Source organism: Mesorhizobium terrae, assembly GCF_008727715.1.
GTDB lineage: Bacteria > Pseudomonadota > Alphaproteobacteria > Rhizobiales > Rhizobiaceae > Mesorhizobium > Mesorhizobium terrae.
This window is the reverse complement of record NZ_CP044218.1, coordinates 5,608,987-5,621,486: the sequence shown is the minus strand read 5'-3', so window position 1 is coordinate 5,621,486 and position 12,500 is coordinate 5,608,987. Positions and strand designations below refer to the sequence as shown.

Annotated in this window: 11 protein-coding genes and 1 tRNA gene; 10 read left to right on the top strand and 2 right to left on the bottom strand. The window is 64.1% G+C overall.

The genetic code is table 11. From position 1 onward, the window contains the following. The first annotated feature begins 11 nt into the window (after positions 1–11). The 10 genes from FZF13_RS28180 to FZF13_RS28135 all read left to right on the top strand — a co-directional run bounded on the left by FZF13_RS28180 (position 12) and on the right by FZF13_RS28135 (position 11,603). Positions 12–1,001 carry an ABC transporter permease gene (locus tag FZF13_RS28180; RefSeq protein WP_024925169.1) on the top strand — a complete coding sequence of 330 codons (990 nt, stop codon included), beginning with the start codon at positions 12–14 and terminating at the stop codon, positions 999–1,001. Beyond that, positions 994–1,935: an ABC transporter permease gene (locus FZF13_RS28175; RefSeq protein ID WP_024925170.1), complete on the top strand. Its 942-nt coding sequence runs from the start codon at positions 994–996 to the stop codon at positions 1,933–1,935. The genes FZF13_RS28180 and FZF13_RS28175 overlap by 8 nt, the downstream gene beginning before the upstream one ends. Before the next feature lie 17 nt (positions 1,936–1,952). After that, positions 1,953–3,149 (top strand): amidohydrolase family protein, encoded by a 1,197-nt coding sequence (locus FZF13_RS28170; protein ID WP_024925171.1) that lies wholly within the window; start codon positions 1,953–1,955, stop codon positions 3,147–3,149. Between the two features lie 20 nt (positions 3,150–3,169). Beyond that, entirely contained in the window at positions 3,170–4,687 is a 1,518-nt protein-coding gene (locus FZF13_RS28165) for an amidohydrolase family protein (RefSeq protein WP_036254914.1), read from the top strand. Next, positions 4,684–5,694: an ABC transporter ATP-binding protein gene (locus tag FZF13_RS28160; protein ID WP_024925173.1), complete on the top strand. Its 1,011-nt coding sequence runs from the start codon at positions 4,684–4,686 to the stop codon at positions 5,692–5,694. The genes FZF13_RS28165 and FZF13_RS28160 overlap by 4 nt, the downstream gene beginning before the upstream one ends. Next, positions 5,684–6,640: an ABC transporter ATP-binding protein gene (locus tag FZF13_RS28155; protein WP_024925174.1), complete on the top strand. Its 957-nt coding sequence runs from the start codon at positions 5,684–5,686 to the stop codon at positions 6,638–6,640. The genes FZF13_RS28160 and FZF13_RS28155 overlap by 11 nt, the downstream gene beginning before the upstream one ends. Positions 6,641–6,829: 189 nt before the next feature. Next, complete coding sequence (locus FZF13_RS28150) at positions 6,830–7,861, top strand: amino acid ABC transporter substrate-binding protein (protein ID WP_024925175.1); 1,032 nt, start codon at positions 6,830–6,832, stop codon at positions 7,859–7,861. 55 nt (positions 7,862–7,916) lie between these two features. Further along, entirely contained in the window at positions 7,917–9,080 is a 1,164-nt protein-coding gene (locus FZF13_RS28145; protein ID WP_024925176.1) for an amino acid ABC transporter permease, read from the top strand. 2 nt (positions 9,081–9,082) lie between these two features. Continuing rightward, on the top strand, positions 9,083–10,165 hold the full coding sequence (locus tag FZF13_RS28140) for an amino acid ABC transporter permease (RefSeq protein WP_024925177.1): 1,083 nt from the start codon (positions 9,083–9,085) through the stop codon (positions 10,163–10,165). Beyond that, positions 10,158–11,603 carry an amidohydrolase family protein gene (locus tag FZF13_RS28135; protein ID WP_024925178.1) on the top strand — a complete coding sequence of 482 codons (1,446 nt, stop codon included), beginning with the start codon at positions 10,158–10,160 and terminating at the stop codon, positions 11,601–11,603. The genes FZF13_RS28140 and FZF13_RS28135 overlap by 8 nt, the downstream gene beginning before the upstream one ends. A gap of 169 nt (positions 11,604–11,772) precedes the next feature. Here FZF13_RS28135 and FZF13_RS28130 read toward each other — a convergent pair. Both FZF13_RS28130 and FZF13_RS28125 read right to left on the bottom strand, forming a co-directional pair. Continuing rightward, positions 11,773–11,847: transfer RNA gene (locus FZF13_RS28130), tRNA-Gln, on the bottom strand. Between the two features lie 221 nt (positions 11,848–12,068). Continuing rightward, on the bottom strand, positions 12,069–12,413 hold the full coding sequence (locus FZF13_RS28125; RefSeq protein WP_024925179.1) for a VOC family protein: 345 nt from the start codon (positions 12,411–12,413) through the stop codon (positions 12,069–12,071). Between the last annotated feature and the right edge of the window lie 87 nt (positions 12,414–12,500).

Below are 12,500 nucleotides of genomic sequence, written 5' to 3'. Positions count from 1 at the left end.
GGTTCTGATCGATGCTGGCCTTCATTCTTCGACGATCGGTCAATGCCGTAGCCGTCATGCTCGCCGTCGCGCTGATGGCCTTCATGATCTTCCGCTTTGTCGGCGACCCGGTTGAAATGATGCTGAACGAGCAGGCGACCCAGGAGCAGCGCGATGTGTTGCGCGAACGGCTTGGGCTGAACCTCTCCACCGGCATGCAATTCGTGCGGTTTGTCACCAATGCCGCCCAGGGTGATTTCGGCATCTCCTATCGCAACCAGCAGGACGTGTTCTCGCTGATCGCCGAACGGTTCCCGGCGACGCTTGAGCTGGTGCTGGTGGCGACGCTGCTTTCGCTGGTCGTCGGCGTACCGCTCGGTGTGCTGACCGCCGTGCGTCGGGATTCGCTGATTGCGCAGGCGCTGCAATTCCTGTCGATCGTCGGCATTTCGCTGCCGAGTTTCGCTCTCGGCATTCTGCTCATCCTGGTCTTTTCGGTCCAACTCGGCTGGCTGCCGGGGTTTGGCCGCGGCGACGTGGTCAAGATCGGCTTCTGGTCCACCGGTTTCCTCACCCATTCCGGCCGCATGGCGCTGATCCTGCCCTCGATCACGCTGGCGCTGTTCCAGATCACGCTGGTCATGCGGCTGGTGCGCGCCGAGATGCTAGAAACGCTGCGCTCGGACTTCATCAAATTCGCGCGGGCGCGCGGCCTGCCGGCACGGGTCATCAATTTCCGCCACGCGCTGCGCAACTGCCTGATGCCGGTAATTACTATCACCGGCATGCAGATCGGCAATCTGATCGCCTTCGCGCTGATCACCGAGACGGTCTTCCAGTGGCCGGGCATGGGCCTGCTGTTCATCCAGGCGGTGACCTTCGTCGATATCCCTGTGATGGCCGCTTATCTGGTCATCGTTTCCTTCATCTTCGTGTCGCTGAACACCGCCGTCGATCTGCTCTACGGTATTATCGATCCCAGATTGCGGGCGCAGGGCGGAGTGGGAGGCGGTCATGGCTGACACGACGACGTCAAGGGAACCTGCAGGCTTGCTCGCAAGGATCGCGGCAAGCGACCTGTGGTGGAATTTGAAGCGCAGCCCACTGGCGCTGATCGCCGGCGTGTTGCTTGTGCTCATCATCGCCGCCGCCGTTTTGGCACCGCTGCTCGCGCTGCAGAACCCATACGATCTGTCGCAGCTCGACCTGATGAATGCCGAGTTGCCGCCGGCCTGGATCGATGGCGGCCAATGGGCGTTCCCGCTAGGCACCGACAGTCAGGGCCGCGATGTCTACTCGGCCATCCTCTATGGCTCGCGCGCCTCACTCATCATCGGCTTCTCGACGGTTGTGCTGTCGCTCGCCATCGGCGTTCTGGTCGGCCTGACCGCCGGCTATTTCGGCGGCTGGGTCGACAATGTGCTGATGCGCGTGGGCGACACGCTGCTCAGCGTGCCGACCATCCTGGTCGCCATCCTGGTGACGGCGGTGTTCCGTGAATTGCTGCCGGTGGCGTTGCGGGAAACCTTCACCATCGTCATCCTGATCTGCGCCATATCGCTGACCAACTGGGTGCAATATGCCCGCACCGTGCGCGCCTCGACCCTGGTCGAGCGGCGGAAGGAATATGTCGCGGCGGCGGCGTTGATCGGCGTGAGGCCGTTGAGGATCATGCTCGGCCATATCCTGCCCAACACGCTGACGCCGGTGATGGTCACCGCTACGCTCAATCTCGGCTTGGCCATTCTGGTCGAGGCCACCTTGTCTTTCCTCGGCATCGGCATGCCGCCGACAGAACCGTCGCTCGGCACGCTGATCAGGGTCGGCAACGAGTTCCTGTTCTCCGGCCAATGGTGGGTGGTGGTGTTTCCGGCCGCCTATCTCAGCTTGATCGTGCTCGCGGTGAACCTGCTTGGCGACTGGTTGCGCGATGCCCTCAATCCGAAGTTGAACTGAACGCAAAGGACGGCCCCATGTCCAGAGATTTTCTGCTTTCCAATGTCAGGCCGAATGGCGGGCCCTCGACCATGGTTCTGGTGAAGGACGGGCGTTTCGCACCCGTCGACGCCGCACCGAACATCAATAGCCTCGATGTCGTCGACGGCGGCAACGCACTGATGCTGCCCGGCCTCGTCGAGGCGCACACCCATCTCGACAAGACGCTCTACGGCATGGGCTGGTACCGCAACGAGGTCGGCCCCCGACTTATCGACAAGATCGACAATGAACGGGCGATGAAGAAGGAACTGGGCATCGACCCGGCCAGACAATCGGCTCGCCAGGCAGTGCTGTCGGTCGGCCATGGCACCACCCATATCCGCAGCCATGTCGATGTCGACACTGATATCGGCCTCGCCGGTATCGAGGGTGTCATGGCGACCCGCGAGAAATATCGCGACATCGTTGACATCGAGATCGTCGCCTTTCCGCAGAGCGGCGTGCTGGTGCGTCCTGGCACCGTCGAATTGATGGAGGAAGCGCTCAGGATGGGCGCCGAAGTCGTCGGCGGGCTCGATCCATCGGGCATCGACCGTGATCCGAAGGGGCATCTCGACATCGTGTTCGGATTGGCCGAGCGTTTCGCCCGCCCTATCGACATTCATCTGCACGAGGCCGGCGAACTGGGTGCCTTCGCCTTGGAATTGACGGTGGAGCGCACCAAGGCGCTCGGCATGCAGGGCAAGGTGACGCTCAGCCACGCCTTCTGCCTCGGCATGCAAGACCATCTCGCGGTCGGCGCGCTGATCGACGGCCTGCGGGAGGCCGGCATCCACATCATGACGACCGGACCGTCCTCGCGCCCGGCACCGCCGGTCAAGCGGCTGCTGGAGGCCGGCGTTGTCGTCTGTTCCGGCAATGATGGTATTCGCGACACCTGGGGTCCTTATGGCAACGGCGACATGCTGGAGCGCGCCACGTTTGTCGGCCAGCGCAACAATTTCCGCCGCGACGACGAACTGCAACTGGCACTCGACGTTTGCACCCATGGCGGGGCGAGCGTGATGGCACTGCAGGATTATGGGCTGAAGCCGGGCTGTTCTGCCGATTTCGTGCTCGTCGATGCGGAAACCGTGGCCGAGGCGGTTGCCGCGCATCCGCCGCGCAAGCTCGTCGTCAAGAAGGGTCGCGTCACCGCCCGCGACGGCCGCGCTTTGGTGGCGATGCCATGATCGCGAACGGCGCTTCCTCGATGAATGGCGCGTCGCCGCATTCGCCGGTTCCGACCGGCCAGGTAGCCGGGCCGACGCTGGTCACCGCACGCTGGGTTGTCGGCCATGCCGGCAGCCGCCATCACCTGCTCGAACATGGCGAGGTCGTCTTCCACCGCGACCGCATCGTGTTTGTCGGTCACGATTACCAGGGCGAGGTGGCGCGACGCGTCGACTTCGGCCAGGCGCTGATCGGTCCGGGTTTCATCGATCTCGATGCGCTGGCCGACCTCGACACCACCATACTGGGCTTCGACAACCAGCCGTCTTGGGAGAAGGGCAGGATATGGCCGAAGACCTATATGGATCGCGGCCCCTACGAGATGTACACGCCGCAGGAACTGGCTTTCCAGAAGCACTATGCCTTCGCCCAGTTGATCCGCAACGGAATCACCACCGCGCTGCCTATCGCCTCGCTGTTCTATCGCGAATGGGGTGAGACGACTGAGGAATTCGCTTCGGCCGCCGACAGCGCCGAGGCGCTTGGCCTGCGCGTCTATCTCGGCCCGGCCTATCGCGCCGGCAACACTTTCATCCATGACGACGGCAAGATCGATTTCCATTTCGACGAAGCGCGGGGCCTCGCCAATCTCGACGAGGCGATCGCCTTTTGCCGTCGCTTCGAGGGCATGGCCGACGGGCTGGTGCGCACCATGCTGGCGCCCGACCGCATCGAGACGGCAACCGCCGAGCTGTTGCGGCGATCGGCGGCGGCAGCGGCCGATCTCGACGTGCCGATCCGCCTGCATTGCTGCCAGTCGAAGCTGGAATATGACACGGTCGAGCGGCTGCATGGCATGTCGCCGCCCGAATGGTTGGCCAGCATCGGCTTTCTGTCGGAGCGCGCCCTACTGCCGCACGGCACCTATGTCACGGGCTCGAGCCGCATCGAAAGGTCCGGCAACGACCTTGAGATCATTCGCGACGGCGGCGCCACCGTCGTCCATTGCCCGCTGGTCTCGGCCCGCCACGGCAGCACGATCGAATCCTTCGCGCGCTACCGCGCCATGGGCCTCAGGATCGGCATGGGCACCGACACCTGGCCGCCGGATATGGTGCTCAACATGCAGGTGGGCATGATGTTGTGCCGCGTCGTCGACGCCTCGACGATGACCGTCCGTTCGGAAGACTATTACGATGCGGCGACTGTCGGTGGCGCCGATGCGCTGCGCCGGCCCGACCTCGGCCGGCTGATGCCGGGCGCCAAGGCCGATATCGTCGTCTTCGATCTTGGCCACGACCGCATCGGCCAGGTGATCGATCCGATCCAGACCATGATGTTGAACGGCGCCGGGCGCGACGTCTCGACCGTCATCATCGACGGCCGTTTCGTCATGTCGGACGGCGTCATTCCGGGCTTCGACCCGGCCGAGGCGCAGCGGCGCGCGCAGGCGCAGTTCGACCGGCTGATCGGCCTCTATCCCGAGCGCACGTGGAAACATCCGCCCGTCGGAGACATCTTCTCCTCCAGCTATCCGGTGACGAGGCCAGCCTCATGACCGAGCGCAACGCATCATCGACAGCGCCGATCCTCAGGGTTCAGGACCTGCGCGTCGAATTTCCGACGCGGCGGGGAAACCTGGTCGCGACCAGCGGCATTTCCTTCGACATCGCGGCGGGTGAGATCCTCGGCATGGTCGGCGAATCCGGCGCGGGCAAGTCGCTGACCGGTATGGCCATCATCGGCCTGCTCGACCCGCCCGGCTATCAGGCCGGCGGCGAAATCCATCTTGAGGGTCGCCGCATCGACAACCTGCCGCCGAAGGAGCGGCAGCGGCTGCGCGGCGCCAAGATCGGCGCCATCTTCCAGGACCCGCTGACCAGCCTGCACCCGCTGTTCACGGTGGGCCAGCAACTGGCAGAGACCATCCGCTATCATCTCGGCCTGTCGGCCAGGCAGGCGCGGGCACGGGCGCTCGACCTGATGAAGGAAGTCGGCATTCCGGCCGCCGAGGAGCGTATCGACAATCATCCGCACCAATTCTCGGGCGGCATGCGCCAGCGCATCGTCATCGCCTTGGCACTTGCCGCGAACCCGCGCCTGATCGTCGCCGACGAGCCGACCACGGCACTCGACGTGTCTATCCAGGCGCAGATCACCGCGCTGTTGAAGCGCCTGTGCCGCGACCATGGCACCGCCGTGCTTCTGGTCACGCACGACATGGGCGTGATCGCTGAAACCGCCGACCGGGTGGCGGTCATGTATGCCGGACGCATCGCTGAGATCGGCCCGGTGGAGGATGTGGTGCGCCGCCCGTCCCATCCCTATACGCGCGGCCTGATGAACTCGATCCCCGGCCTGCGCGAACGGGTCGCGCGCCTCAACCAAATCGATGGCGCCATGCCGCGCCTGCACGCCATGCCGACGGGCTGCGCCTTTCACCCGCGCTGCCCGCAGTCCGGGCCGCGGTGCCTTGCCGAGCGGCCCGAGCTCGCGCCGGTCGTCGGCGGTCACACATCCGCGGCATGCTGGCTGCACGAGGGAGGTGTCGCCCATGCCGCATGAGGCTCCACTGCTCGAGGTCGACGATGTCGCCTGCTGGTTCGACGTGTCGCCGCCATTTCTGAACCGGGTCATCGAAGGCAAGCAACGCAAGGTGCTGAAGGCGGTGGACGGCGTCTCATTCTCGGTGCCGCGCGGCAAGACGCTGAGCATCGTCGGCGAGTCCGGCTGCGGGAAATCAACCATCGCGCGGCTTCTCGTCGGCATGCACAAGCCGATGCGCGGCAGCGTCCGGTTCGGTGCGGGCGCCAGCGGTCCGCTGCGTGTCCAGATGATCTTCCAGGACCCATATTCCAGCCTGAACCCGCGCTGGCGTGTCGGCGACATCATCGCCGAGCCGATCCGCACCTTGCGGCTGCGCGCGACGCTTGCCGAGGTAGACGCCCGTGTCGCTGAGCTGCTCCAACTCGTCGGCCTGTCGCCCGGCGACGCCGACCGCTATCCGCACGCCTTTTCGGGCGGGCAGCGCCAGCGCATCTCTATTGCCAGGGCGCTGGCCACCGAGGCGGAATTCCTGGTCTGCGACGAGCCGACCTCCGCCCTCGACGTTTCGGTGCAGGCACAGGTGCTCAACCTGATGCGCGACCTGCAGAAGGAACTCGGGCTCACTTACGTGTTCATCAGCCACAATCTTTCGGTCGTGCGCCATATGTCGGACCGGGTGGCAGTGATGTATCTCGGCCGCATCGTCGAGGAGGCCGACGCCGACACCTTGTTCGCCAATCCGCGGCATCCCTATACAAAGCTGCTTTTGGATACGATTCCCGACCTGGAAGCGCCGAACCGCGACCGTCACCCGCTTGCCGGCGAGGTGCCGAGCCCGATCGACCCGCCGCGCGGCTGCGCCTTCAATCCGCGCTGTTCATTGGCCTTCGATCAGTGTCGACGGGAGCAGCCCGAACTGATCGGCGGTGAAAATGGCGGCAACGTTGCCTGTTTCGCGCTTTAGGGCCGTAAATGGCGCCAATGTGAGGGCTGAACGCCCTTAGGGTGGTGTTTTAGGGTGGGGTCTAAATTGCGCACAATTATTGTATAAATTCTATTGCAAGATTGTATGCAGTTTGGTTGAATTGCCGTGTGTCAGGATGCGAAACCGTAGGCAGAGACCCGGCCGCATCGTTTTTAAGGGAGGAATGGCATGGTGACGTTCAAGGCAGCCCGCAGGATCGCTGCGGCCGCTGGTATTCTAGTCGGCCTGTCGGCCGTCAGCGCTCAGGCGGCCAGCACGCTGGAAACCGTGAAGGCGCGCGGCAAGCTGATCTGCGGTGTTTCGATGGGCACGACCGGCTTCGCGCTGGCCGATGCGCAGGGCAAGTTCGCCGGCTTCGACGTCGACGTCTGCCGCGCGGTCGCTTCGGCGGTGTTCGGCGATCCGAACAAGGTCGATTTCGTGCTGACCAACATCAACACCCGCTTCCAGGCGCTGCAGTCCGGCGAGATCGACATCCTGTCGCGCCAGACCACGATGACCTTTTCGCGCGAAGCCTCGCTCGGCATCGATTTCGGGCCGGTCGCCTTCTACGACGGGCAGGGCCTGATGGTGTCGAAGAGCCTCGGCGTGACCAGCGCCAAAGACCTCAAGGATGCCGCGATCTGCACCTTGCCGGGCACGACCACGGCACAGAACCTGGCCGACTTCTTCCGTGCCAACAACGGCAAGTTCGAGCTGGTCGTCTTCGAGAGCCCGGACGAGAACAACAATGCCTTCTTCTCCGGCCGTTGCGATGCCGTGTCGTCGGACCGTTCCGACCTTGCCTCGATCCGCGCCGGCTCCAAGAACCCGAACGACTATGTCATCCTGCCGGAGACCATCTCCAAGGAACCCCTGGCGCCCGCGGTGCGGCAGAACGATTCCAACTGGCGCGACATTGTCTCGTGGTCGCTCTGGACCCTGACAGCCGCTGAGGAAAAGGGCATCACCCAGGCCAATGTCGATGAGATGGCCAAGAGCCAGGATCCGGAAATCCAGCGCATGCTGGGCGTCACCGACGACCTCGGCCCGATGCTCGGCCTCGACAAGAAATGGGCCTACAACATCGTCAAGAATGTCGGCAACTATGCCGAGGTCTTCGACCGCAATCTGGGCGAGAAGACCGCGCTGGGTCTCAGCCGCGGACCCAACGCTTTGTGGAACCACGGCGGGCTCCTTTACTCTCCGCCTTATCGCTAAAGGGGGTGGCGCGCGCCGCGGTGGCGGCGCGCGGTTTCCCGACGGAGGAGCTTCAGTGACGACCGTGCTGACAGGATTGCTGCGTGACCAGCGCGTTCGCGAATGGAGCTACCAGCTTCTGTGTGTAGGCGCCGTACTGGCGGTCGCCTGGTATTTGTTCGACAACGCGCTCACCAACCTGTCCAAGCAGGATATCGCGACCGGTTTCGGCTATCTCGGCCGCGAGGCCGGTTTCATCATCAGCGATACGCCGATCGCCTATGAGCCGACCGATACCTATGGCCGCGCGCTGCTGGTCGGCATCCTCAACACGGTCAAGGTCGCTCTCTTGGCGACCATATTGGCAACCATCATCGGCGTCGCCGTCGGCGTGGCTCGGCTTTCGAAGAACCCGCTTTTGGCGCGGCTGATGCTTGCCTATGTCGAAGCGCTGCGCAACGTGCCGCTGCTGCTCTACCTCTTCCTCTGGTATGCGGTCATCATCTTCACGCTGCCGCCGGTCAAGCAGGCGGTCATGCTTTTGCCGGGCGTCTTCATCTCCAACAGCGGTCTCGTCGTTCCGGCCATGGTCTGGAAGTCCGGCTTCTGGGAAGTCGCGGCGGCGCTGGGCGTTGGCTTCGCAGCCGCCATCACCTGGCAATTTTATGTGCGGCGCACCCGCATCGCCACCGGCGAGGCGCTGCCGGGCTGGCCGCTGGCGCTGCTTTTTCTCGTCATTCCGCTCGCCGGCGTTCTCGCCTTCGGCAATGCCGACTGGACCTTCGATCCGCCGGTGCTTGGCCGCTTCCGCCTGACCGGCGGTTCGCATCTCAAGCCGGAATTCGTTGCGCTGCTGATCGGGCTGACGCTCGGCGCCTCGGCCAGCATCGCCGAAATCGTGCGCAGCGGCATCCTGTCGATCGGGCGCGGCCAGAGCGAGGCGGCGGCGGCGCTCGGCCTCTCGCAGGGGCGTATCATGCGCCTCGTCGTCCTGCCGCAGGCGTTCCGGGTGATCGTGCCACCGCTCACCAACATCTACCTCACCACCTTCAAGAACAGCTCGCTGGCGATCGCCATCGGCTACCCGGACCTGGTGATGGTGTCGAACACCATCATGAACCAGACCGGCCAGGCGATCGAGCCGATCGCGCTGTTCATGCTGGTCTATCTGGTGCTGTCGATCGCCATCTCGCTCATCATGAACTGGTACAATGCGCGTGTTGCGTTGAAGGAGCGTTGAGCATGAGCGATCCGCTTGCAACGCAGCCCATGCTGGCGCCGGCGGCCCCCGGCGGGCGCTGGCTGAAGGTCTATTTCGGCACGCCGGGCAATACGGCGATCACCGTCGTCTGCGCGATCCTGATCGGCCTCGCCTTGAAGGTGGCGCTGACCTGGCTGCTCATCAACGCCGTCTTCATCGGCTCGCCTGCCGATTGCAAGGCGGGCAGCGGCGCCTGCTGGCCCTATCTCGCGGCGAAACTGCGTTACATGCTGTTCGGTGTCTACCCGATGGAGGAGCAATGGCGTCCGCTGGTCGCGGTGTTGATCTTCCTCGGCGCGCTGGCCGTTTCGGGCGCGCCGCGCTTCTGGGGCCGCAGGCTGCTTCTCGCCTGGTTGGTACTGATGCCAGTGCTCTATCTGCTCGTGGCTGGCGGCGCGCTCGGGCTGGCTGCGGTGCCGACCTCGCAATGGGGCGGTCTGCCGCTCTCCTTCATGCTGTCTTTTGTCGGCCTGGTCTGCGCCCTGCCGCTCGGCGTCATGCTGGCGCTGGGCCGCAGTTCCAACCTGCCGGCGATCCGTGTGCTGTCGATTTTCTTCATCGAGCTGGTGCGCGGCGTGCCGCTGGTCAGCGTGCTGTTCATGGCATCGGTGATGCTGCCGCTGTTCATGCCGCAGGGTGTCACCATCGACAAGCTGCTGCGGGCGCAAGTGGCGATCATCCTGTTCGCCGCCGCCTATATCGCAGAGGTCGTGCGCGCCGGCCTGCAGGCGCTGCCCAAGGGCCAGACCGAGGCGGCGCAGGCGCTCGGCCTGCACTATTGGCAATATACGTTCTTGGTGGTCATCCCCCAGGCATTGAAGACGGTGATCCCGCCGCTGGTCTCGCTGTTCATCGGCTTCTTCCAGGACACGACGCTGGTCACCATTGTCGGCCTGCTCGATTTCCTCAACACCGTGCGCACCGCGCTGCGCGACCCTAACTGGCAAGGCATCGCCGTGCTGGAAGGCTATCTGTTCGCCGCCGTCGTGTATTTCCTCTTCAGCGCCCTGATGGGCAGCTACAGCCGCTTTCTCGAGAAACATTTCAGGATGGGTCATGACTGACAGCGTTACCGTTATTCGCGATGCGGAGACCATCGTCGGCTACGACCCGGCAAGCGACGGGCACGTCTATCTGTGCGGCGGCGACGTTGCCTTCAATGAGGCCGGGCTGCTCTGCGTTGGCGGACGGTACGAAGGGCCGGCCAGCACCGAACTGTCCGGCAAATCACGCATGGTCATGCCGGGGCTGGTTAACATCCATTGCCATTCGCATGACGAGCCGCTGGCCAAGAGTATTTTCGAGGATGCCGGCACCGCCGCCCTCTGGGGTCAGGCCATGTACGAATTCTCAAGCGTCCTCGATGGCGGCGATGACGCCCGCGCAGCCTGCCTGACCGTCATGCTGGGCGACCTCATGCGATCGGGCGCCACCACCATCCTCGACATTGCCGGCGCTCACGACATCTGGCTCGACATCGCGGCCAGAAGTGGTGCGCGGGCTTATCTAGCACCGGGTTTCCGCCAGGCCGGCTGGGTTGTGCGCGACAGCCACAAGCTCGACTATGAATGGAGCGACCAGGCCGGCCGCGACGCCTTCGTGCGTGCGCTGGACTTTGCCGAACGGGCTCGCGCGCATCCGAGCAGCCGGCTTGACGGCGTCGTGTCGCCCTCGCAGGTCGAGACCTGCCGGACCGACCTTCTGGTCGACGCGGCAGAGGAAGCGCGCAAGCGCGGCATGAAGATCACCGTCCATGCCGCCCAGACCATGGCCGAGCATGAGGAACTGTTACGCCGCACCGGACTGACCGCTGTGCAGTATCTCGACCGCCTCGGCGTGCTCGGCTCGGATGTCATCCTCGGTCATTGCATCTTTGCCGACCACCATTCCTGGACCCGGCAACGGACGCAAAACGATCTCGTCACGCTGGCCGAACGCGGCACCTCAGTCGCCCATTGCCCGGTCACCTTCGCCCGCAGCGGCATGGCGCTGGAGACGCTCGGCGCCTATCGCCGCGCCGGCGTCAATGTCGGCATCGGCACCGACAGCTATCCCTTCAACATGCTGGAGGAAATGCGGCAGGCGCTGATCTGTTCGCGGCTGGGGGGCAAGTCCGTCTTCGACATCACGACCGGCGATGTCTTCGATGCCGCGACGCTCGCTGGCGCGCGCGCGCTCGGGCGCTCCGACATCGGGCGCCTCGCCGTCGGCGCGAAAGCCGACCTCGTTGTCATAGACCTCGACACGCCGACCATGCGCCCGGTCTACGACCCGCTGCGCAGCCTGCTGCATTGCGCCGCTGAGCGGGCGGTCGAGCGTGTCTTCGTCGATGGACGTTGCGTGGTCGAGAACGGCAAGCCGTCCTTCATCGACTATGACGGCGCGATCCACGAACTGCAGCAACTGCAGGATTTTGCCTGCGCCAAAGCCGGCGGACTAGACAGCAAAGGCCGCGACATCTCCGCCATGGCGCCGCTGTCGCTACCGCTGGGAAGGGCTTGAGCCCGGAGGCGCTAGGCGCCGCGAAGCGAAGACGCGGCGCGGTGGGTTGAGTGACAGTCTGGCACGGCTGACGGTGAGGTGCGCGGACCTTGCCAGATCGCTGCGATTAGCTGCGCGTGGCAAGCTCGTGGGCCGCCAAGGTCGGGAAAATCAGGCATTCTTGAGAGTTTGGCTGGGGCGCCAGGATTCGAACCTGGGAATGTCGGTACCAAAAACCGATGCCTTACCGCTTGGCGACGCCCCAAGATCCGATTGCTTGAATCGGATGTGAGCGGCCTTATAGGCAGAGCCGCGCAAAAGTACAATCGACATTAAGCGACCGCGCGTCCTTTCGGACGCGTAGGAAAAGCTCCTTCGCTTCGACTTGGCGCATGCTCCAAAATCGGTTCCGATTTCGGATAAGGGATCGTGCGCTGGGTATCGTCGGCATGTTGAGCGGCGGAGCCGCGCCTGGCCAGACGCACGTTATTCGCCCCACACCGCCAGCTCGTTGCCGGCCGGGTCGGTGAAGTGGAAACGCCGGCCGCCCGGAAAAGAAAAGATCGGCTTGACGATCGTGCCGCCAGCGCTGGTGACGGCATTCAGCGTCTCTTCCAGCTTCTGCGAATAGAGCACCGGCAGCGGTTTTGCCGCAGCGGCCGTGGCATCGGCGTCGAAGCCGCCATCCAGTCCTTCGCTGAAGGCCGAATACGTCGGGCCATAGTCGGTGAACGACCACGAGAACGCGGCGCTGTAGAAGGCCTTGACGTTGTCCAGCTTGCCGCCGGTGGCCGGCATTTCAATATAGTCGAGCTTTCCTGTCTGCCGCATGATGGTTTCCTTGTTCTTGCTATGTTCTAGTCGATCGCGGGGAGAATGACAAGAATTCAAGCGGTTGGCGATATGAAGATAGTGCGT